21 protein-coding genes are annotated in these 20,499 nt (G+C 57.6%); 3 read left to right on the forward strand and 18 right to left on the reverse strand.

From position 1 onward, the window contains the following. Positions 1-249: hypothetical protein (locus tag ABLU86_RS17435; protein WP_348816978.1), on the reverse strand; the 249-nt coding region annotated here is incomplete at its 3' end. Positions 250-409: 160 nt separating this feature from the next. Between ABLU86_RS17435 and ABLU86_RS17440 the strand changes: the two genes are divergently transcribed. Together ABLU86_RS17440 and ABLU86_RS17445 are read left to right on the forward strand one after the other, a co-directional pair. After that, a complete protein-coding gene (locus ABLU86_RS17440; RefSeq protein WP_015368485.1) occupies positions 410-685 on the forward strand; it encodes a DUF2574 family protein in 276 nt (91 codons plus the stop codon). Positions 686-1,008: 323 nt separating this feature from the next. Next, positions 1,009-1,326, forward strand: a complete 318-nt coding sequence (locus ABLU86_RS17445; RefSeq protein ID WP_015704250.1) for a hypothetical protein — start codon at positions 1,009-1,011, stop codon at positions 1,324-1,326. Between the two features lie 28 nt (positions 1,327-1,354). Here ABLU86_RS17445 and ABLU86_RS17450 read toward each other — a convergent pair whose 3' ends face one another. Genes ABLU86_RS17450 through ABLU86_RS17460 form a run of 3 tightly spaced genes read right to left on the reverse strand, consistent with a single transcriptional unit; the run spans position 1,355 to position 6,299 of the window. Next, the gene (locus tag ABLU86_RS17450) at positions 1,355-2,479 is read right to left on the reverse strand and encodes an ABC transporter permease (protein WP_042896124.1); all 1,125 of its coding nucleotides are present in this window, start codon (positions 2,477-2,479) and stop codon (positions 1,355-1,357) included. Further along, positions 2,479-5,238 carry a ribosome-associated ATPase/putative transporter RbbA gene (gene rbbA, locus ABLU86_RS17455; RefSeq protein ID WP_348796316.1) on the reverse strand — a complete coding sequence of 920 codons (2,760 nt, stop codon included), beginning with the start codon at positions 5,236-5,238 and terminating at the stop codon, positions 2,479-2,481. The genes ABLU86_RS17450 and rbbA overlap by 1 nt, the downstream gene beginning before the upstream one ends. Continuing rightward, positions 5,235-6,299 (reverse strand): HlyD family efflux transporter periplasmic adaptor subunit, encoded by a 1,065-nt coding sequence (locus tag ABLU86_RS17460; RefSeq protein WP_026612414.1) that lies wholly within the window; start codon positions 6,297-6,299, stop codon positions 5,235-5,237. The genes rbbA and ABLU86_RS17460 overlap by 4 nt, the downstream gene beginning before the upstream one ends. A gap of 370 nt (positions 6,300-6,669) precedes the next feature. On the opposite strand from ABLU86_RS17460, the gene ABLU86_RS17465 reads away from it, so the two are divergent. Next, on the forward strand, positions 6,670-8,064 hold the full coding sequence (locus tag ABLU86_RS17465; protein ID WP_042896120.1) for a diguanylate cyclase: 1,395 nt from the start codon (positions 6,670-6,672) through the stop codon (positions 8,062-8,064). Between the two features lie 47 nt (positions 8,065-8,111). Here ABLU86_RS17465 and trpS read toward each other — a convergent pair whose 3' ends face one another. The 14 genes from trpS to ABLU86_RS17535 form a co-directional block, all read right to left on the reverse strand. After that, positions 8,112-9,119 carry a tryptophan--tRNA ligase gene (gene trpS / locus ABLU86_RS17470; RefSeq protein WP_042896117.1) on the reverse strand — a complete coding sequence of 336 codons (1,008 nt, stop codon included), beginning with the start codon at positions 9,117-9,119 and terminating at the stop codon, positions 8,112-8,114. A 199-nt stretch (positions 9,120-9,318) separates the two neighbouring features. Next, a complete protein-coding gene (locus ABLU86_RS17475) occupies positions 9,319-9,648 on the reverse strand; it encodes a multidrug efflux SMR transporter (protein ID WP_004204123.1) in 330 nt (109 codons plus the stop codon). Positions 9,649-9,665: 17 nt separating this feature from the next. Continuing rightward, on the reverse strand, positions 9,666-10,079 hold the full coding sequence (locus tag ABLU86_RS17480; protein ID WP_015704255.1) for a multidrug efflux SMR transporter: 414 nt from the start codon (positions 10,077-10,079) through the stop codon (positions 9,666-9,668). A gap of 31 nt (positions 10,080-10,110) precedes the next feature. Beyond that, complete coding sequence (locus tag ABLU86_RS17485; RefSeq protein WP_015704256.1) at positions 10,111-10,779, reverse strand: hypothetical protein; 669 nt, start codon at positions 10,777-10,779, stop codon at positions 10,111-10,113. 12 nt (positions 10,780-10,791) lie between these two features. Further along, a complete protein-coding gene (locus ABLU86_RS17490) occupies positions 10,792-11,412 on the reverse strand; it encodes a phosphate propanoyltransferase (RefSeq protein ID WP_015368476.1) in 621 nt (206 codons plus the stop codon). Continuing rightward, positions 11,409-11,807: a BMC domain-containing protein gene (locus ABLU86_RS17495; RefSeq protein ID WP_063443545.1), complete on the reverse strand. Its 399-nt coding sequence runs from the start codon at positions 11,805-11,807 to the stop codon at positions 11,409-11,411. The genes ABLU86_RS17490 and ABLU86_RS17495 overlap by 4 nt, the downstream gene beginning before the upstream one ends. 12 nt (positions 11,808-11,819) lie before the next feature. After that, a complete protein-coding gene (cutD, locus tag ABLU86_RS17500; protein WP_046883381.1) occupies positions 11,820-12,767 on the reverse strand; it encodes a choline TMA-lyase-activating enzyme in 948 nt (315 codons plus the stop codon). A gap of 85 nt (positions 12,768-12,852) precedes the next feature. Then, a complete protein-coding gene (gene cutC, locus ABLU86_RS17505; RefSeq protein ID WP_100279243.1) occupies positions 12,853-16,239 on the reverse strand; it encodes a choline trimethylamine-lyase in 3,387 nt (1,128 codons plus the stop codon). 25 nt (positions 16,240-16,264) lie between these two features. Beyond that, positions 16,265-17,419 carry a 1-propanol dehydrogenase PduQ gene (locus ABLU86_RS17510; RefSeq protein WP_045358960.1) on the reverse strand — a complete coding sequence of 385 codons (1,155 nt, stop codon included), beginning with the start codon at positions 17,417-17,419 and terminating at the stop codon, positions 16,265-16,267. A gap of 17 nt (positions 17,420-17,436) precedes the next feature. After that, positions 17,437-17,694 carry a EutN/CcmL family microcompartment protein gene (locus tag ABLU86_RS17515; protein ID WP_015368471.1) on the reverse strand — a complete coding sequence of 86 codons (258 nt, stop codon included), beginning with the start codon at positions 17,692-17,694 and terminating at the stop codon, positions 17,437-17,439. A gap of 24 nt (positions 17,695-17,718) precedes the next feature. Then, a complete protein-coding gene (locus tag ABLU86_RS17520) occupies positions 17,719-19,320 on the reverse strand; it encodes an acetaldehyde dehydrogenase (acetylating) (protein ID WP_045365299.1) in 1,602 nt (533 codons plus the stop codon). 53 nt (positions 19,321-19,373) lie between these two features. Next, positions 19,374-19,652 carry a BMC domain-containing protein gene (locus ABLU86_RS17525; RefSeq protein WP_004146125.1) on the reverse strand — a complete coding sequence of 93 codons (279 nt, stop codon included), beginning with the start codon at positions 19,650-19,652 and terminating at the stop codon, positions 19,374-19,376. Between the two features lie 12 nt (positions 19,653-19,664). Next, positions 19,665-19,949 (reverse strand): BMC domain-containing protein, encoded by a 285-nt coding sequence (locus tag ABLU86_RS17530; RefSeq protein ID WP_002442227.1) that lies wholly within the window; start codon positions 19,947-19,949, stop codon positions 19,665-19,667. Between the two features lie 17 nt (positions 19,950-19,966). Next, positions 19,967-20,245 (reverse strand): BMC domain-containing protein, encoded by a 279-nt coding sequence (locus ABLU86_RS17535; RefSeq protein ID WP_012542984.1) that lies wholly within the window; start codon positions 20,243-20,245, stop codon positions 19,967-19,969. Between the last annotated feature and the right edge of the window lie 254 nt (positions 20,246-20,499).

The raw sequence follows: 20,499 nt of genomic DNA on the forward strand, positions 1-20,499 counted from the left end.
CGGGGCTACAGACCCCGTAGCCCGGAAAAGGTGCGCAGCACCGCCTCCGGGGAAAGCCGCTGTCATATCAACGTAAACGAAAGGCTCAGCCGGAAGACCGGGCCTTTTGTTTTGGTGTTTTGCGGCCAGACGCGCAGCCATCTCCCCGGTGGCGCTGCGCTTACCGGGGCTACAGCCCCGTAGCCCGGAAAAGGTGCGCAGCACCGCCTCCGGGAAAACATCCGGCCCGGTCGCCTGGTTCGTTAACATCAGTAATACCTATCACACTAATAGCTCTCAGTATAATTGTCCTTATTAATTATATGGATTATCTTTCCTGCGTGATGACATCAATGCATCACTTCTCCTGAGGGAGAAAAATAGAAAGCAAATCGCTTATTTCTCATCCTGTTAACTGGTTATAAATTCAATGAAAAAACCGCTAATTGGGATTCTGACATTAGCTTATGGATTGAGCTTGCCTGCATTCGCTGCTGATACCGCTACATTAACGATCTCCGGGCGTGTGGCTACACCTACCTGCAGCACCAATATCATTAACGAAAAAGCTCAACAGCGTTGTGGGCAAAATACTTACCTCATTAACACGCAAAATATGGCAGTCCCATCTCATGGGGTGATTACCCAAACGGTGAATTTACCGAATGATGCAAACAGGAAAATAATTATCAGCAGCTACGATTAATCACCCACTTATATTTCCGCGCCATTATATTGCCCAGCGGCGAAATAATGGCGCGCTGCTATCAGCCATAAAAATCAGCCAGTTGTGGGCTTGAAAATTTATTCCCGTCGCTTAATACTCTCCTCCCGCTTATTTCCACCAACGACAGGGTTATCCACTCTTTTTGGTGTTGATGCGATACATCATTAACACTTTGTTAACTTGATCTGGTTTAAGTGACGGTAAATTTGATATACAAATAGGGTAGATTGCCTGTATGGATGCTGCCCGGAATGCCTTGCGATGAATGTTGCAGGTCATCGGCTGGCAATATGAGAATATAAATGAAAATCCTGCTTAACTGGCCGCCGTTGCGCCAGATCGTTACTTACATTCAGGAGCGCTTTACCTTTCTGGTTCTGCTCTGCTGGCCAGCGATTATCTGGCTGTTCTGCCGGGTTGGCGTGTGGCTTACTGATAGCACTTATCAACTGCTGGGAAAATCGCCTGCCCACTCTTTCACCGTTTATCTTCAGCCGTTTATGACGCCCGGCACGTTGCTACGCATTTCTATCAGCTGGGTTGTGCTGCTATTCATCCTTTTCAGTATGGCAATGGCCTTCACCTGGGGTCTGCGCCGCTTTATGAATCGTCAAAAATAAGCCATCGGCGCAGCGCCTGCTCCAGGTTTTATGCCATCTCACCAATTGTCTTGCGAAAACGCAGCAGCGCAATGGTAAAGAAAGCGCCGCCGATAGCGAACAAAATTAAAAACTGCGGCCAGACGATGGTAAAGCTGGCGCCGCGGTAAAGTATCGCCTGCGCGAGGCTGACGAAATGGGTGGTCGGCATGGTCAACATAATGTCCTGAACCAGCTGCGGCATACTCTCCCGTGGCGTGGATCCGCCGGAGAGCATCTGCAGCGGCAGCAGCACCAGGATCATCAGTAGCCCCAGTTGCGGCATAGAACGGGCGAGCGTGCCCATAAAAATGCCAATGGAGGTGGTGGCGAACAGGCTGAGCGCAACCCCCAGCATAAACAGAGGAATCGACCCCTCAATCGGTACCTGCAAAACTCCCTGTACCATCAGCAGTAGCGACAGCCCGGAGACAACCAGTACCACCAGACCCATCGACCAGATCTTGGCCATCATTATCTCAAACGGCGTTACCGGCATCACAAGCAGGTGCTCAATGGTGCCGTGCTCTCGCTCGCGGATAAGCGCTGAGCCGGTGAGGACAATTGCCAGCATGGTGATGTTGTTGATAATCGCCATCACCGCGCCGAAGCGCTCTTGTTCAAGGTTAGGGTTAAAGCGCATCCTCACCGCCAGCTCTACCGGCAGCGAACTGTTGTCGCGATAGCGGGCGACAAAACTGTTCACTTCACCGCTGATAATATTCTGGATATAGCCGTTGCCGGTAAAGGCCTGGCTCATTCGCGTGGCGTCGACGTTAACCTGTACCTCCGGCTGACGACCGGCCAGCACATCGCGCTGGAAGTTTGGCGGAATATTGATGGCGAATGTGTATCGTCCCGCATCCAGCCCGGCATCCATTTCATCGGCGCTGATCAACTCCGGCGTTAAAAACCACGGCCGATAAAAGCCGTTAATGATCCGCGATGAGAGCTGTGATTTATCCATATCGGCAATGGCGATAGGCGCCAGGTGCAGAGAGCCGGGCATTACCGTGGCCGAGGAGTAAACCGACACGGTAAAAGCAAACACAATCAGCGCCAGCATCGCTTTATCGCCGAGCAGGCTGCGCAGCTCTTTGACGCCGAGGTTATAAATATTGCGTAATCCGCGCATCACCCCTCCTGTTTTTTCAGCAGCAAGACGCTCAGCCCGAGCACCAGCGGCACCGCAATCAATAGTGGAATGAACGAAACCCACAAATCGCTAATATTCAGCGCCTTGGAGAAGGTGCCGCGGGCGATGGTCAGGAAATGACTGGTCGGGTAGATTTGTCCGATCCAGCGACCTGGCCCCTCCAGAGATGCCACCGGATCGATCATCCCGGAGAACTGGGTGGCCGGAATCAGAGTAATAATCGCGGTACCGAAAATAGCGGCGATTTGGCTCTTCATAAATGTCGAGATCAGCAATCCCAGCCCGGTGGCGATGGTGACATACAGCAGAGCCGCCAGGGTGAGGGTCAGGAAACTGCCCTTATGCGCGACGCCAAATACGAAGACCGATAAAGCGCATAGTAGAAAGAAGTTAAACATCCCCAACACGATGTAAGGCAGCTGTTTGCCGAGCAGGAACTCGCTGCGGGTGGTCGGCGTCACGTACAGGTTGATGATCGAACCGAGCTCTTTTTCACGCACTACGCTCAGCGCGCTGAGCATCGCCGGGATCATCATCAGCAGCAGCGGGATCACCGCCGGGACGATGGCCGGCAGGCTCTTCACGTCCGGGTTATAGCGATAGCGGGTCTCTATGGAAATGAGCGAAGTATCACGATTCGGGCTACTTTGCTGCCCGGCCATCTCCTGAAGCCAGGCCAGATGCATCGCCTGTACGTATCCGCGCACCGTTTCCGCGCGATTTGGCATTGCGCCGTCCACCCAGACACCAATTTGCACCGGCGTTCCGCGGGCGATATCGCGGCCAAAGTTCGGCGGGATTTCTATCGCTACCGCCAGCTCGCCGTTACGCATTCGACGATCCAATTCGTCATAACTCTGCAGTGGCGCCTGCTCGATAAAGTAGCGTGAGCCCGCGATATTCTGCGACCAGTTCTGGCTGCTGATAGTTTGATCGCGGTCGAGGACGGCAAAGCGCAGATCCTCGACGTCCATGCTGATCCCATACCCCATGATAAACATCAGGATCACCGTCCCCAGCAGCGCCAGCGTCGATCGTACCGGATCGCGGCGTAGTTCCAGCGCTTCGCGGCGGCTATAACTAAACAGGCGGAGCAGGCTGAATGACTGGCGTGGGGACGCGTTCTGCTGGTGTGATACGACAGCAGGCGGCGCGGGCGTGGTAGAGACAGAAACGGTCGGTTGTGCGGCATCCGCCGCTTCCTGCAGCCAGGCGATAAACGCCTCTTCGAGGTTGGCTGAGCCACGTTGCTCAACCAGCGCCTGCGGCGTATCGCTGGCCAGCACCTTGCCGGCGTGCATCAGCGAGATGCGATCGCAGCGTTCGGCCTCATTCATAAAGTGGGTGGAGATGAAGATGGTGACGCGATCCTGCCGCGCCAGGTCGACCATCAGCTGCCAGAACATATCGCGCGCCACCGGGTCAACGCCAGAGGTGGGTTCATCGAGGATCAGCATCTCCGGGCGATGGATTACCGCGACCGCTAATGACAGGCGCTGGCGGATCCCCAGCGGCAAGTCGGCGGGAAGCGCGTCTTCAACCTCGGTCAGCATAAAGCGTTTGCTGATTTCAGCGACCCGGCCGGCTATTTCATGATCCGGAATGTGAAACAAGCGGGCGTGCAGCTCCAGGTTTTGCCGTACGCTCAGTTCGCTATAGAGCGAGAAAGCCTGCGACATATAACCCACTCGTTGGCGGGTGGCGATATCTTTCGGGTCGACCGGCTGGCCGAACAGCCAGGCCTCGCCTTCGCTGGCGGGCAACAGGCCGGTGAGCATCTTCATGGTGGTGGATTTGCCGCAGCCGTTAGAGCCGAGGAAGCCAAAAATTTCGCCACGGGCGATACGAAAGTTAACGTGGTCGACGGCGACAAAGTTGCCGAAGCGCATGGTCAGGCCGCGCGCTTCAATAGCGATCTCTTCCTCACTGCTGTCGCGCGGCGGGATGACAACGTCTTTATGCGCCAGGCGCTGCGCTTCCGGCAGAAGCGCGATAAACGCCTGTTCCAGTGTCTGGCTACCGGTCTGTTTTTTGAGCGCCGCCGCGCTACCGGTCGCCAGAATCTCGCCGGCGTTCATCGCCACCAGCCAGTCGAAGCGCTCGGCCTCTTCCATGTAGGCGGTGGCAACCAGCACGCTCATTTCCGGCTGGCGCTGGCGAATGCTGTCTATCAGATCCCAGAACTGCGCGCGGGAGAGCGGATCGACGCCGGTAGTCGGTTCATCAAGGATGAGTAGCTGCGGGTCGTGGATCAGCGCACAGCACAGCCCAAGCTTTTGTTTCATTCCACCGGAGAGTTTACCGGCAGGGCGATCGCGAAACGGCGCCAGCCCGGTGCTCTGCAGCAGTTCGTTGATACGAAGTTCACGCTCGGCTTTATCGTGACCAAACAGGCGAGCGAAGAAGTCGACGTTTTCATAGACTGATAGTGTATGGTAGAGGTTTTTCCCCAGGCCCTGCGGCATCCAGGCGATTTTCGGGCATACCTGCTGGCGGTGACGAACGTCGCGCATATCGCCGCCGAGCACCATCACGTTACCCTGCTCGATGGCCCGCGCCCCGGCGATAAGCGAGAGCAGGCTTGATTTGCCGACCCCATCCGGGCCAATCAGGCCAACCATACGCCGCGCCGGGATCGCCAGGTTGATATCGCGCAACGCGATGGTGGCGCCAAACTGCTGGCCAACGTTTTCCAGCAGGGCGACGGGAGGCGAAGTATCCTGCGGCGTCAGTTTCATTGCGGCAACCTCACCGTCAGCGCTTCAGGCCAGCTTTTCTGCTTATCCAGTCGTACCCAGGCCATCCCAGGCAGGCCGGTTTTGACATATTCCAGATGCTGCTCCAGTAGCTCTGGCGGAATGCGCGCCTTGACGCGGAACATCAGCTTGAGCCGCTCGTCGCTGGTTTCTACCGTTTTTGGCGTGAATTGCGCGACGCTGGCGACAAAGCTGATATTTGCCGGGATCACCAGCTCTGGCGCGGCATCAAGGATCAAGCGCGCTTCACTGCCGAGCGCCAACAGGCCCGCCTGCTCCGTTGGCAGGAAGAACGTCATATAGACGTCAGCCAGGTCGACCATGTTTAATACCCGCCCTCCGGCGGCCAGCACTTCGCCTGGCTCAGCAACGCGATACTGGATGCGGCCGTCGCGCGGCGCTTTTAGTTGGCTATCGTCAATATCGGCGAGGATCCGCCGATGGGTCGCTTCGGCGGCTTCAACGCGGGTTTTAGCCTGTATAATGCTGGTACGGGCGGCTTCAATGGCGGCGCGGGCGGCAGAGACCTGCGCTTTCGCCGATTCCAGCGCCGCGCGGGCGCTTTCAGCGGCCGCGCGATCGTCATCCAGCTGCTGAGCGGAGACGGCGCCTCGTTGCGAAAGGGTACTGGAACGGACGTGGCGTTTAGCGGTGGAATCGAGCTCCGCCTGGCGCTGCTTCACCACCGCTTCGGTGGCGCGCATTTCGCTCTGCCGCTGGTCGAGTAACGCATTGGCGGCGGCAACCGCGCTTTGCGCTTCTTTGATTTGCGCGGCGGCTTCCAGGCGCTGCTCATTGAGTACCCGCGTATCCATCCGCGCCAGCACATCGCCTTTATGGACGAACTGCCCCTCTTTGACCAGAATCGTCTCGATACGCCCGGCAATTTTGGTGGCGATATCGACTTCCGTCGCCTCGATGCGGCCATTACTGGCGGCGAAGCCCGGCGGGAGCCCGGCCGGGCGCAACATCCACCATGCTGCGGCGATAACCACCGCTGCAACTACGATATACCCGGTCCAACGTCGTTTGTTCTTATCCATACGCGACTCGCTCTGTTCCATATTGCTGAGTGGTGCGCGTTTCGCTATTTCGCCCGGCGGGACGATAAAAAAGGGGAGATAAGGCCGTCCGGCGCAAAATCCTGTTACGTTGCCAACCGGTGGGGAAGATGTGCTTTTAGAGTGGTCATCATCAGCAATCCTGGCCTTAAATGAAACACGCATATTTATAATCTGGATACTAACATTGGTAGCGGCAAAGTCCATATATAAACTATGGAATTGCGAACCCCTCATTGTAATGGCTGAGAACTACGCTATCCCTATGATTTTCTTCGTCTGGTTGACCAGCGGCAACTCATGTATGATCGGCAACCCCGAAATAGACTAACGCCCGGCGAGCGCTTTATTCATGAACGATGAAAGCAAAAAATATATCTCTGTTATTTTTAAGGAGTGGCTACCGCTGTATGACAGCCTGACGCCAGCCGTTAAGGAGGTACTTAAAAATATCGCAGAGGAGCAATCGGAAGCGTTAGCGGCCCGGTTTTATGATTTTATTTTTCAGGATCCGGATATTGCTCGCCACCTGACTTATGATTTAGTTCAGGAGCGACTGAGCCGCTCGCTGGCGCTATGGGTGAAGGAGATCCTGACCAGCGACAAAGCGCAGTTGCCGGCGCTGGCGGAACGCCAATATCAGATTGGCAGCATCCACGCGCGGATCGGCATCCCGGCAGAGGCGGTGCTGCGCGGCGCCCGGCAGATTAAGGCCGGGCTTATCGAGTATATCCGCAGCCACGTTAACGACCGCCCGATTGCCGTCGATGCCATCTATTACGCTATTATGGCGATTAATATGGCCGTTGAGATGATGTGCCATGCCTATACCTTATCGCACTATCGGGCGACCAAAAACGAAGAGGCTTATCGCCTGTATAGTTTGATGGACAATGTCCCGATGGAATATGGCAAACAGCAAGCGGCGCTTTCCGGTTGGGAAAATACGGCGATTTTTAATATTGTTAGCGAAAATAAAGCAAATACTAACGCTACGTTATTATCTGAATCGGAATTTGGTCTCTGGTTCCGCCATAAATGCGTACGCTATTTTAACAAAAATAGCCAGATGGACGAAATCGCCGCATTAATTTCGCAGGTCGACGACTTATTAATAGGTTGGCGGGCATCCGCCTCTGTCATGGATTATAAAAATACACAAAACCTGATTCAGGGGATCCATATTCATTGCCAGCAAATAGGCAGCCAACTGGGGGTGATTTTTAGCAGCTTGTCGCAGATGCAAAATGGCAAAGATGCGTTAACCAGCTTACTTAACCGCCGCTATTTGCCGGTAGTGCTGAAGCATGAAGTGACGCTGGCAATGGAGCATGAGCTGCCGATGACGGTGGCGATCATCGACATCGATCATTTCAAAGGCATTAACGATAACTGGGGCCATATGGTCGGCGACAGGGCGATTAAACATGTCGCGGAACTGCTCAGCGATAATATCCGTTCCAGCGACTATATCTTCCGCTACGGCGGAGAAGAGTTTCTGCTGGTGCTGGTGGAGACCGGCGTGTCAGAGGCGTTTACCATCCTCGACCGCCTGCGCAAGAAAATTAGCCAACTGGCGTTTAACGTTGGCGGCGACACGCAGATCCCGATCACCGCCAGCATTGGCTATGCCGTGCACTCCGGCCATCCCGATTACAACCTGCTGTTGCGCGATGCCGATAATGCGCTGTACGCCGCCAAACGCGAGGGGCGCAACTGCGTGAAAATGCACAAAGGCAGGGTATAAAACCGAGCCCCGGTAAACGTAGCGCGACCGGGGCAGGGCTCTGAAGCTCAAAACAGTACCGGCAGCCCCAGCCCGCGCTTCACTTCATGCAGCGTCTGCTGCGTGAGCTGGTGGGCGCGTTCGCTACCCTGGCGCAACAATTCCAGCAGCATTGCTTTATCCAGACTGTAGGTAGCCCGGCGTTCGCGGATCGGCGCCAGTAGCTCCTGCAAGCAGGTTTCCAGTTCATTCTTACACTGGCGATCGCCCAGCCCGCCGCGTTGATAGTGGGCTTTCATCTCGGCAACCCGCGCCTTATCGCTATGGAAAGCGTCGAGATAGGTGAACACCACGTTGCCGTCAACATGCCCCGGATCGCTGACTCTCAGGTGTGTCGGGTCGGTATACATCGCGCTGACCGCGCGGTGAATCTCCTCTTCACTGGCCGATAACGTCAGCGTATTGCCCTGCGATTTCGACATTTTGGCATTACCGTCGATGCCCGGCAGGCGGCTCACTTCGCTGAGTAACGCTTTGCAGTGGCGCAGTACCGGTTCGCCGGTGAGGCTATTCATTTTGTGAACGATTTCATTGGTCTGCTCAATCATCGGTAGCTGATCGTCGCCCACCGGCACCAGCTCGGCTTTGAAGGCGGTGATATCGGCGGCCTGGCTAATCGGATAGGCGAGGAAGCCAACCGGCAGCGAGCGGGCGAATCCCTTCTGGGCTATCTCATTTTTTACCGTCGGATTACGTTCCACGCGAGCGACGGTGACGATATTCATATACAGCGCGCTGAGCTCCGCCAGCGCGGGCAGAGCGGACTGCAGGCAAATAGTGGTGAGCCTGGGGTCGATGCCGACGGCCAGATAATCGGCCATGACTTCGAGGATATGGTGGCTGATTTTTTGCGGGTTGCTGCCGTTATCGGTGAGCCCTTGCAGGTCGGCGATCAGGATAAACTGCTGGTGGTCGTGCTGCAGCGCGACGCGCTGGCGCAGCGAACCGACGTAGTGGCCAAGATGTAGTTGGCCGGTCGGGCGGTCGCCGGTGAGGATGGTTTGTGGATGGTTCATCAGGGACTCCTTATCAGACTGTTCAGCCGAAAGACGTCCTGGAAATAACAAAGCCGCCTTCCGGCGGCTTTGAAAATGGAAACGTGTATCGTGCCGCCTGTTATGCAGGCAGCCACCAACGACGGGGGTAGGTAACGATAACGTTTCTGTTCATCTTTTTATCCTGCCACGAAATCACGGCGGGGTAAACCTGCTTCGATTACATAGTCGAGAAGACGTTCATGATCACGCCGCCAGAAATAATCAGCGCCATGGCGATAATGGCCGCCAGGTCCGGTTTCTGCTTATAGAGGATCATTGAGCAGATGGTGACGCCGACGATACCGAAGCCGCACCACAGCGAGTAGGCTACGCCCACCGGAATGGTGCTCATCGCGCGGGTGAGGGCGAAGTAGCACAGGCCGTAGGCGCAGACCACCAGCACCGAAGGCGCCAGTTTGCTGAAACCGTTGGTTTTTTTGATCATCGAGGTGCCGGTGATTTCGGAGCCGATAGACAGCGCCAGCCATAAAAATCCGAGATTAAACATAGGGTGTTCCTTTCCTGTTAGTTGGCGATTTTTTTATCCATGGAGGCGACTGGCGTGACGGGCGCAGCCTCTTCGCTCTCTTCGGAACCCATTTTCGAGAACAGGTTCATGATAACGATGCCGCTGGCGATCACCGCCATGCCGATGATGGCGGCGGTATCCGGATGCTGGCCGTAGAATGCCATTCCCAGCGTCGAGACCACCAGGATACCGGTGCCGGACCAGGTGGCGTACGCCAGGCCGACCGGGATATCTTTCACCGCCCTTGAGAGCGAGTAATAGCAGGTGCAATAGAGCGCAATCAGCAATACGAGCAGCAGCATTTTTGTGCTGCCTTCGCTGTTACCGAACATTTTTAACGTCGAGGTTGCCGAGGTTTCGGAGAGGATAACCAGCAGCATCCATAACCAGCATTTTGTTTTCGAAGACATCGTTAAGCTCCAGGTTCATAGTTGGGTAAGGTCATATCTTTCTGTTTTTTAAATAATCAATGGCCGCATCGGTCAGCTGCGCGTGCGGGGCCGCCGCCAGCGCCGGATTATTCACCACGTCTGTGACGGTGAGATAACGGCGCGGTTCGCTGCTGGCGGCGGCAGGCGCGGTGGGCGCGTCCAGCGTCGCCAGCAGCTCATTCATGGTGCCGAGGAAGACGCCGCAGGCTTCCAGACGAGCCAGCGTGGCCTGCAGATGCCCGGCATAGGCGCTGTCGGCCTGCGCCCCGCGCAGTTGGTTGAGTTCGCTGAGCGGATCGCAGTGGTAGCGCAGCGCCAGCACGGGAATACCCGCCAGCAGCGCCTCGTGTGCGCAGCGGGCGAGCGGGCTGCTGAGCGTGCCGTTCAGCAGGTCTGAAGCCAGCGGATAATCGAGAAACGGCAGCAGTACCGCCCGCCACGGCGCTGACGGCAGGGCATCCTGCCAGGCAGAAGAGGGAATTATCTCCCCGACCTCCCGCCACGCGGCGGCGTCAGCGAGGCCATCCTCCAGCGCGAGGCGTAGCGGATAGCCGCTTCCCGCCAGGCGTTGGCGGATAGCCGCGCGATAGCCGTCAGCGGCGGTCACCATCACCAGTACCGGCGGTTGCAGGCGCTGTAAAATCCGCGCGACTAAACCTTCAATCTGTTCGTCGGTCATGGCGAGCCTCCGTTAGCCGATGAGCGTCACCTGCGCGCCGTTTTTCAACCCGGCGGCATTGGCTTCTTCGGTGTCAATATGAAACTCCAGCGCGAAGTCATCGCGCACCCGCACCACCACTTCATCGAAAGTCAGCTGGCGCTCGCCGTTGCTGCGCACGCTGACCTTCTGGCCATTGCTAACGTTGAGTCGGCGCGCGTCCTGCGGCGACATGTGAATATGCCGCCAGGCGCAGATCACCTGCGAATGGAGTTCAACGTGACCAGCGGGCCCAATCAGCAGCGCGCTACCGGCATTCTCCAGCTGGCCGGACTCACGAACTGGCGCCTTAATCCCGAGCGTGAAACAGTCGGCGCGCGATACTTCCAGTTGCGAAACCGGGCGGGTCGGCCCGAGGACACGGACGTTGGTCAGCGAGCCCTTCGGCCCGACAACGGTCACGCACTCCTGGGCGGCAAACTGCCCCGGCTGGCGCAGCGGTTTAAACGGCGTCAGGCTGTAGCCTTTGCCGAACAACGCCTCGACGTCCTGTTGCGCGAGATGGACGTGGCGGTTGGAGATCCCCACCGGGATCGCCGGCGCCGTTGCGCTCAGGCGGGCGGCGATTTTTTCGCGAACCAGGGTGTCGATCATGACTTCTTCCCTTTCTTCAGCGCCGGATGTTTATCTTCCGTTTCGTTCGGGGCGGCAGGGGGGACGATAGGTTCCGGGGCGGGGATAACCACCGGTTCGGCCTTTTTTTGCTCGCGCGGCGGGTTGCCTTTGAGGTTGCTTAACGCTTCAACCACGCAGCGCTCCGGGCGGGCAATCACCAGCGACTTCACGGTGTGCTCGGCGCCTGCGACCGCCACGCCGCGTTCAATGGCGGTGTGGATGGCGCTGATCTCCCCTTCAAAGCAGACGCTCACCAGCCCGGAGCCTGGTTTGCGATAGCCAATGCAGGTCACTCCCGCAGCTTTACAGGCGGCGTCGACGGCCTGAATGGCGGCGACCCATCCTCGCGTTTCAATTACGCCTAAACTTTTCATGGTCGGCTCCTGTTAATGGCGGACTAAGCGAATATCAAAATCAAATTGCTGGAAGAAGGTTTCCAGCCGGTCCAGTTCGTCCGGTGTATAAGACGGGTCCTGGGTAATCGGGTAGGGCATATCCAGGCGTTCGTACTTTTTGCGTCCCAACTGGTGGTACGGCAGCATGTCGATGCGGCGGATATTTCCACGCTTCGCCAGCTTCTGTACGTAATCAATGGCGCCGGTAATGGCGTCGAATGAGTCGTTGTAGCCGCGAATGAGCGGCATACGCACAATGACGTTGGCGCCGGAATCCACCAGCCATTCGAGATTGCGGCGGATCCCTTCGTTGCCGATACCGAGCATCGCTTTGTGGTGTTCGCTGTTAATCTGCTTTATGTCGAACAAGAAGGTGTCGGTGACCGGCGCCAGCTTCTGGTAGTTGGCAAGCGGGGTGGTGCCCTGGGTTTCGACGGCGGTGTTAATCATCATTTTTTTGCATTCGCTGAATAAGGCGACGGCAAAATCGGTCTGCAGGCTCATCTCGCCGCCGCCGATGGTCACGCCGCCGCCGGAGGAGATGTAGAAGTCGTAGTCCTGCATGATGATCTCCATCAGCTCGCTGACGGTGACGTCCTTGCCCATAATGTCCAGCGCGTTCTGGGTGCAAATCTCTTCGCATTTGCGACAGCCGATGCAGTCTTTATTGCGGTTGACGAAGTGCTTCATTTCGCCGTTCTCTTCCGCCCGATAATGAATACCCGCCGGACAGACGCTGACGCAGTCGCCGCAGTTAATGCATTTGTCGTGCGAGAACATCACCTGGAACTGGCTGTTCAGCCCTTCCGGGTTGGCGCACCACGGGCAGCGAATGTTGCAGCCCTTAAAAAACACCAGCGTGCGAATGCCATCGCCGTCATAGATCGAATATTTCTGGATATTGAAAATTCGGCCCGTTAATTCTTGTTTTGCGATCACGCTTGCCTCCCGCTCCGTCCCGTTACGGGACGGAGAACTTCCGGTTATTTCTCAAATACAGCTCATTTAATTCTCTTTAAGAGAACTAGAACTTCTCAATCACCGTACGGCTGATGATCTCGTCCTGGACCTCTTTGCACAGCTCAACGAAGTAGGCGCTGTAGCCAGCGACGCGAACGATCAGGTCGCGGTATTTCTCCGGCTCTTGCTGCGCCTTCTTCAGCACTTCGTTATCGACGTAGCTGAACTGCATCTGGCCGTTGCCGAGAATCGAGGCGGTACGCAGCAGGGTAATCAAGCCGTGGCGTCCTTCCGGGGTATCCAGCAGCCCTTTGAGGAACTTGAAGTTGTGCACCATGCCGATGTTCATGGTTTCCACGTTCATCTTGCTGACCGACTTGATAATCGCCGTCGGGCCTTGTTTATCCGCGCCCTGGGTTGGGCTGATGCCGTCGGAGAGCGGCATCCACGCCAGGCGGCCGTTCGGCGTGGCGTTGGTCAGCTCGCCGATTGGCGTGTTGTTGGAGATAGACAGGGTGCCGTGGCTGAGGGTTGAGTAGAGCATCTTGTACTTACGGCACTCTTTCTCGGTCCATTCGGTAATATCCAGCGCGTACTGGTCGACGTAGTTATCGTCGTTACCGTATTTCGGCGCGTTCAGGCAGTCGCGGCGCAGCGCTTCGTAACCTTCAAAGTTGGCCAGCAGCGCATCGCGGATCTGCTCAAGGGTGTATTTCTTCTCTTCAAACACCAGCTTGCGGATCGCCGCCATTGAGTCGACGTAGGTCGCCAGGCCGGAGAAAATCAGCCCCGGACCGTGGTTGACCATCGCGCCGCCGGCGGCGACATCTTTGCCGCTCTCCATGCAGCCCTCGACCAGCAGCGACATCAGCGGCTTCGGCGCCACATCGCGGTGGACGCGCTGGCTGATGACGGTGCCGATGGCCGACAGGCGCACGATATGGGCGATCTGCTGTTTCACCGCCGCATCGAATTCGTCGAAGGTGCGCAGGTCGCGCAGGTCGCCGGTGTCCAGCCCCTGATAGCTATCGAACAGCACCATCCGCCCGCGGTTGAGCACGAACTCGATAGCGATAGGCCACTGGGTGTAGCCGGTGGAGGTCCACTGGTAGATGCGCCCGGATTTCTGCGGCTCAACGCAACCCATCAGGCAGTAATCGCGGGCGTCTTCAAAATCGAAGCCTTTGCGCAGCATCATCTTGATGTGGGAGTCATCGAAGTGGCAGGCCGGGAAGCCCATTCCCGCCTTCACCACGTCGACGATTTTTTCCATGTATTTCTGCGGCGACTGGTTGTGGATACGGCAGGCCAGCGACGGCTGGTAAACCTTCACGAAGCGCACGGCGTCCATAATCAGATAGGTCAGGTCGTTACAGGCATCGCCGCCGCTACGTTTCTGGCCGCCAACGGTGAGGTTGATAAACGGCTGATAACCCGCGAAATATTTCGCTCCCAGCTCGCTCGACATCCACATCAGTTCGGCGCATTTGATGATGAACGCCTGCAGCAGCTCCAGCGCGGTGTCGTGGGTCAGGCGGCCTTCGCGGATATCGGCTTCGAACATCGGGTAGCAGTACTGGTCGACGCGCCCCAGCGACAGCCCGGTCTGGTTTTCTTCGATTTCAAACAGTGATTCGACGGTCCAGATACTCTGCAGCGCTTCCTGCAAGGTCTTCGGCGGATTGGCCGGCACGTTTTCGTTGACGTCGGCGATGGTCAGCAACTCGGCGCGGCGCTGGGCGTTTTGCTCTTTAGCCGCCAGTTCGCGGGCGTGGGCGGCGATGCGGCGGGCGTAGTTGACCACCCCTTCACAGGTTTCAATCGCCGCTTTGTAGTAGTAGATACGGTCGATATCTTCCGGGTTTTCCATGCTCAGGCTGGCCAGATGCGCTTTGGCATCGGCTTTAATGCCGTTCATCCCTTTGGTGAATAGCAGCACGTCGTAGCCCGGACAGGTATCGCCGCCGCCGTTAATCTGGTGATAGGAGAGATCGCTGACGAAGGTCTCGCCGCTGAAGGCCCAGACGCCGGCCTCACGGTATTGCGCTTCGCAAATCTCGTCCAGCGAACGGCCTTCCCAGAACGGGACGATCTCTTCGCGAATGGTTTTTTTATCCGCTTCGCTGATTTCAAACGGATCCTGCGGGCGGGTGCTCATGGTGTCGAGCTCGTCGCGCACCCAGCGCCAGGCGATATCCGGCGAGAAGGCGCCCGCGCGAGGCTTGCCGCACGGATGGCCGACGATCAGCTCATCGTCCTGAATCAGAATCGGCGCGGTTTCGCAGGCGTGGCGGAAGGCTTTCGCCCGTAGCAGAATGGTCGGCATGCCAGGGTTGGCTTTGACCACTTCGGTAAAGGCCAGCGCGCGATAGATAGAGACGCTCGGGCGCACCGTCAGGTAGTGGTTACGCAGGCGCTGCATACGCGGGGTTAAGCCTTCCATCGCCGGCGTGTCGGCGCAGGCGGCGAATGGCGCGTGGCTGACCTGCTGTACGCCGCTAAACAGACGCACCGGCAGATTCAGCGCGCTGAGGTTGCGCTGGGCGCTGATAAACATCGCCGAGAGTTCGTTCACTTCGGCGTTGTCAAAAGCGGCGCCGTGTAGCATGGCGTCGAGCATCGGATAACCGTCAATGGCGCAGGCGGCGCGGACTTCGCTCAGTTCAGCCAGCTTGAACCACAGGCACTCCACGATTTCATAGGCCTGCTGGGTATTCAGCGCGCCGCTGTTGATATCGCGCTGGAAGTAAGGCAGTAGCGCTTTATCCGCCCCTTGCGGGTTAACCGCATAGCTGCCGTTATCCAGCTGTAGCGCCAGCTGGAACAGATAGAACGCCTGGCAGGCTTCTTTAAAATTACGCGCCGGATGGGCCGGAACGTGGTGCAGAATGGCCGCGCTATCGAGCAGCTCGGCTTTGCGATAAGCATTGGTTTCCGCGGCCGCCAGCTGTTCGGCGCTAGTGGCCAGATTTTGCGCCAGCGCTAACAGGGCGTCACAGGCGTAGATGGCGGCGCGACAGCCGTTGACTTCATCCATCCCGCTGCGGCTGACCGCGCTGCCGAGGGCGCGGGTTTTCTCTTCCAACTGGTGCTTAATCGCCAGCACGCCTTTTTCGACGACCAGGTTGTAGTCCGGTGAATCGAGATCGCTGTTGAGGTTGAGGAACTGGAATACGGATGGGCGATGCGCGGCGCTTTCATCATGGAAAATCGCCCCGTGCGGTTTACGGGTCTGGTTACCGACAATCAGTTCGTCGGCGCTGATGGTCAGCGGCAGCTGGCGCATCAGTTCATAGAAACGGCGAGCCGGTTTGACGGCGGCGGGAATGCCCGCGATATCGCTATCCAGCGCGCTGAGGATCGCGGCGTGCTCGGTGCACAGGGTGCTTGCCTGCGAGCGTAAACGGTCTGCCAGCACTTTGACGCGCGGCGTTAAGCTGTAGTGTGCCATGGGTAAGGTTCTCCAAATCTTGTTATCAGTGGCCCTGTACGGGATGACCGGACCAGGCCCGGCGATAAAGCTCGGTTAACGTGTTAGCATCCGGCGCGCGTGGGTTGGTAGGGGTACAGCTATCGCGCAGCGCCTGGCCGACCATCTCCGGCAAACGGCGTTCGAATTCAGCCGCCTCAATGCCGGTGTCGCTAATGCCGGAGGGCATGCTCATCTCTTCTTTTAAAGCCTGAATGGCGACCAGCAGGCTGGCGACGCCCTGGCGCGGCGAGGCGGCAGGCAGATCCAGCAGATGCGCCAGACGGGCATATTTCGTTGCCGCAAGGGTGTCGCACTGACCGTCGAAATCGGCGTTCCAGGCGACGACTTGCGCCATCAACAGGGCGTTGGCGCGGCCATGGGGCACGCGGAAGACGCCGCCGAGGGCGTGGGCCAGGCTGTGGGTTATCCCAAGCGAGGCGTTGGTGAAGGCCATCCCCGCCATGCAGGAGGCGTTATGCATCTTTTCGCGCGCCAGCAGGTTGTCGCCGCTGCGCCAGCAGGTCGGCAGATAGCGAAATACCTGCTGCACCACTTTCTCCGCCAGCGCGTCGGAAAAGTCGCTGGCGGCGCGGGAGACGTAGGCCTCAAGGGCGTGACACAGCACGTCCATGCCGGTGTCGGCGGTAATCGCCGGCGGCACCGAAGCCACCAGCGACGGGTCAAGAATGGCGATATCCGGCAGCAGCGACGCATCCACCAGTACCAGCTTTTCCGCGTTGGCTTTCACCACCGAAAAGGCGGTGACTTCCGAGCCGGTACCGCTGGTGGTTGGGATAGCGACAAAGCATGGACGCGGGCGGTCAGTCTGCGGACGGGTTTGCGCCAGGGAGAAAATAACCGCTTTGGCGGCATCGATTACCGAACCGCCGCCGAGCGCGATAACCAGATCCGGGTAGTGGTTATCCATTAACTTCATGCCGCGCACTACGGTGGCGATATCCGGATCCGCCACCACGTCTTCCCACATCTGCCAGGCGATCCCGCGCTGGCGCAACAGGGCGGTGACGCGCTCGGCGAGACCAAACTTGACCATCGCTTTATCGGTCACCAGCAGCACGCTGCGGGCGGAAAGTTCGTTCAGCACCGAGAGGGCGTCCTGACCGAAGCAAATCCGCGGTTTCAGTAAAAATTCACTCATTGGGCTACTCACTCCTGTTAGGCGTCCCGAAACACGTTCTCGACAATGGCGACCACCGACATCGCTTTGTAGCGGTCTTTATTGAGCGCGAAGTACTCTTCCGCCAGCACGATGTCGTGCATGCCGGCGCCGACGTTATCGACGGCAACCCAGGTCTGGTCTTTCATCGGCTGCTGTTTGTCATCTAAGCGGGTGATCAACAGCAGGTTGCTGCCGCGTAGCTCATCGCATTTCTGCGTGGCGACGACATGGCCGGTTACCTTTGCGAGAATCATCGTTTATCGCCTTATATCAGTGCGTTACTTAGCGAGGCGCTCCAGCACCTGGCGAATAACGCGTTCCACGTTTTGTTCGTTGATTTCACCTTCCATGCTGGCGGCGCCTGCGCTGGCGAAACGGTCATCGTTGCCTGCAGTGCACGCTGGCGCGGCGCTGGCCGGGGCGTTGAAACGCACGTCATCAAGAATGCTGCGCTGCGGATCGCTCGCCGGAGTAACGATGGTCGGCTGGGGCTCAGGGCGGCTGCCCGGCGCGCGAAGCTCGTCAATCGAACGCACGCCATAGCCGACTTTGCGGATATTGAGCAGGTTCATCGGGCCGACGTTGTCGGAGCTGGAGCCGCCGCCGACCGCGCCGCAGCCGAGAGTCAGCGCCGGAGAGATGTTGGTGGTCGCGCCGATCCCGCCGAGCGCCGCCGGAGTATTAATCAGAATGCGGTTGACCGGTTTTTCGAGGCTGAACTGGCGGATGACGTCCTGATTACGGGTGTGGATCACCAGCGTATGGCCGAGTCCTTCGTTGGTCAGTAGCTCCACCACGCGGTGGCAGGCGGCTTTCCAGTCCTCTTCCACGTACAGGCCGAGTACCGGGCACAGTTTTTCCCGCGAGTAGGGGTTTTTCGGCGATACGGTGGTCTGTTCGGCGATCAGTACTTTAGTGCTGGCCGGGACGCAGAATCCCGCCATCTGGCTGAGGTACAGCGCGGTTTTGCCTACCACTTTCGGGTTGATCGTGCCGTTCGGACGCAGCAACAGCGCCGCCATTTTCGCCGCCTCATCTTCATTCATGAAGTAGACGCCCTGCGCTTCCAGCTCGCGGTGGACCTCGTCGTAAATGCAGCGTTCGACGATGATCGACTGTTCGGAGGCGCAGATCACGCCATTATCGAAGGTTTTACTGGTGACGATATCTTTCACCGCGTGGTGGATATCGGCGCTGCGTTCGATAAACGCCGGGCCGTTACCCGGGCCGCCGCTGATGGTCGGGGTGCCGGAGGCGTAGGCCGCGCGCACCATGCCTTCGCCGCCGGTGGCGAGGATCAGCGACACGTCTTTGCTGTGCATCAGTTCGGAGGTGGCTTCGAGCGTTAACTGGGTGATGCCGTCGACGCTGCCTGCCGGCGCGCCGGCCGCTTCTGCCGCGCGTTTGACGATTTCAATCGCCTTCCAGCTGCACTGACGCGCGCCCGGATGCGGGGAGAAGATAATGGCGTTACCGGCCTTGAGGGCGATCAGCGCTTTGTAGATAACCGTAGAGGTTGGGTTAGTTGAGGGGACCAGCGCGCAAATCACGCCGAGCGGCACGCCCACGTCCATCACTTTTTTTACCGGGTCGTCATGAATGATGCCAACGGTCTTCATATCTTTGATGGCGTCGTAGACGCGCAGCGAGGCGAAACGGTTTTTCAGCACTTTGTCCTGCCAGTTGCCAAAACCGGTCTCTTCCGCGGCCATTTTCGCCAGCGCTTCGGCGTGGTGCGCTGCTTCCTGGGCCACGTTTTTCACGATGGCGTCGATTTGCTGTTGCGAAAAGGTGGCCAGAATCGCCTGCGCCTTTTTGGCGTTGCGCACCAGTTCCCGCGCGTTCTGCCGGGATTGCAAATCGTTATCCAGTTCAATCATGAGTCTATCCTTCATCAGACGAAAAGAGTGGAGACGGGGCGCGCCCTGTCAGGTCATGCTTTGTGCTGCGCCGCGATTTTTTCGATGTCGTTATGTGGACGCGCAATGACGCGAGAGCTGACGACTTCGCCGATGCGTTTCGCCGCTTCCACGCCGGAGTCGACCGCCGCGTTGACCGCGCCGACGTCGCCTTTCACCATTGCGGTGACGAGGCCGGAACCGACGTTTTCATAGCCGATAAGCTCGACGTTGGCGGCTTTACACATCGCGTCCGCGGCTTCAATGCAGGCCACCAGACCTTTGGTTTCGATAAGACCAAGCGCTTCTTTCATCAGGTTTCTCCGTTAGTCCGCAATTTTGTAATGCGAGACGATTTTGTTGATGTCGTTATGCGGACGGGCGATAACCAACGAGGTCACCACTTCGCCGATGCGCTGCGCCGATTCCACACCGGAATCCACCGCTGCTTTCACCGCGCCGACGTCGCCTTTCACCATCGCGGTGACCAGACCGGAGCCGACGTTTTCATAGCCGATAAGCTCGACGTTGGCGGCTTTACACATCGCATCCGCCGCTTCAATGCAGGCCACCAGACCTTTGGTTTCAATCAGACCTAATGCATCACCCATTTGTGTTCTCCTGGCCTTCAGGCCTTGTGTTTAATGACGATTTTGTTGATGTCGTTATGTGGACGCGCGATGACCAGCGAGGTCACCACTTCGCCGATGCGCTGCGCGGATTCCACACCGGAATCCACAGCCGCTTTTACCGCGCCGACGTCGCCTTTCACCATCACGGTGACAAGGCCAGAGCCGACGTTTTCATAGCCGATCAGTTCGACGTTGGCGGCTTTACACATCGCGTCCGCTGCTTCAATACAGGCCACCAGACCTTTGGTTTCGATAAGCCCCAATGCATCACCCATCGTGATTTCCTCCAGAACAGGTTTTGTTATTCGGGAAAACCGTCCGCGTAACGGCATCAACACGCGGAAGCGGCGTTCGGGGTTCACTATAGGGAATGGGGAAAGAAGTGAAATTTAAATCCGTGAGGATGGATATTTTAGGTTTTTACTCTGTGATTTAGCCTTATTTAGCCTTCTGTTTATCTGTTCGTTCTGTTTTATGCGTATTGATTTTTATGATGATATGGCGCTTTTTTAGGCTATTTATCGGCGGG

Source organism: Klebsiella sp. JN_Kp121 (assembly GCF_040062145.1).
Taxonomy (GTDB): Bacteria; Pseudomonadota; Gammaproteobacteria; order Enterobacterales; family Enterobacteriaceae; genus Klebsiella; species Klebsiella aerogenes.

Excerpts from the sequence above, each read along its gene's own strand:
- ABLU86_RS17515 (WP_015368471.1), bottom strand. The coding sequence starts at position 17,694 with ATGATTCTCGCAAAGGTAACCGGCCATGTCGTCGCCACGCAGAAATGC.
- ABLU86_RS17490 (WP_015368476.1), bottom strand. The coding sequence starts at position 11,412 with ATGATCGACACCCTGGTTCGCGAAAAAATCGCCGCCCGCCTGAGCGCA.
- ABLU86_RS17480 (WP_015704255.1), bottom strand. The coding sequence starts at position 10,079 with ATGTCTTCGAAAACAAAATGCTGGTTATGGATGCTGCTGGTTATCCTC.
- ABLU86_RS17495 (WP_063443545.1), bottom strand. The coding sequence starts at position 11,807 with ATGAAAAGTTTAGGCGTAATTGAAACGCGAGGATGGGTCGCCGCCATT.
- ABLU86_RS17530 (WP_002442227.1), bottom strand. The coding sequence starts at position 19,949 with ATGGGTGATGCATTAGGTCTGATTGAAACCAAAGGTCTGGTGGCCTGC.
- ABLU86_RS17525 (WP_004146125.1), bottom strand. The coding sequence starts at position 19,652 with ATGAAAGAAGCGCTTGGTCTTATCGAAACCAAAGGTCTGGTGGCCTGC.
- ABLU86_RS17510 (WP_045358960.1), bottom strand. The coding sequence starts at position 17,419 with ATGAGTGAATTTTTACTGAAACCGCGGATTTGCTTCGGTCAGGACGCC.
- ABLU86_RS17520 (WP_045365299.1), bottom strand. The coding sequence starts at position 19,320 with ATGATTGAACTGGATAACGATTTGCAATCCCGGCAGAACGCGCGGGAA.
- ABLU86_RS17535 (WP_012542984.1), bottom strand. The coding sequence starts at position 20,245 with ATGGGTGATGCATTGGGGCTTATCGAAACCAAAGGTCTGGTGGCCTGT.
- cutC (WP_100279243.1), bottom strand. The coding sequence starts at position 16,239 with ATGGCACACTACAGCTTAACGCCGCGCGTCAAAGTGCTGGCAGACCGT.
- ABLU86_RS17475 (WP_004204123.1), bottom strand. The coding sequence starts at position 9,648 with ATGTTTAATCTCGGATTTTTATGGCTGGCGCTGTCTATCGGCTCCGAA.
- ABLU86_RS17440 (WP_015368485.1), top strand. The coding sequence starts at position 410 with ATGAAAAAACCGCTAATTGGGATTCTGACATTAGCTTATGGATTGAGC.
- ABLU86_RS17450 (WP_042896124.1), bottom strand. The coding sequence starts at position 2,479 with ATGCGCGGATTACGCAATATTTATAACCTCGGCGTCAAAGAGCTGCGC.
- rbbA (WP_348796316.1), bottom strand. The coding sequence starts at position 5,238 with ATGAAACTGACGCCGCAGGATACTTCGCCTCCCGTCGCCCTGCTGGAA.
- ABLU86_RS17445 (WP_015704250.1), top strand. The coding sequence starts at position 1,009 with ATGAAAATCCTGCTTAACTGGCCGCCGTTGCGCCAGATCGTTACTTAC.
- ABLU86_RS17485 (WP_015704256.1), bottom strand. The coding sequence starts at position 10,779 with ATGACCGACGAACAGATTGAAGGTTTAGTCGCGCGGATTTTACAGCGC.
- ABLU86_RS17465 (WP_042896120.1), top strand. The coding sequence starts at position 6,670 with ATGAACGATGAAAGCAAAAAATATATCTCTGTTATTTTTAAGGAGTGG.
- trpS (WP_042896117.1), bottom strand. The coding sequence starts at position 9,119 with ATGAACCATCCACAAACCATCCTCACCGGCGACCGCCCGACCGGCCAA.
- ABLU86_RS17460 (WP_026612414.1), bottom strand. The coding sequence starts at position 6,299 with ATGGATAAGAACAAACGACGTTGGACCGGGTATATCGTAGTTGCAGCG.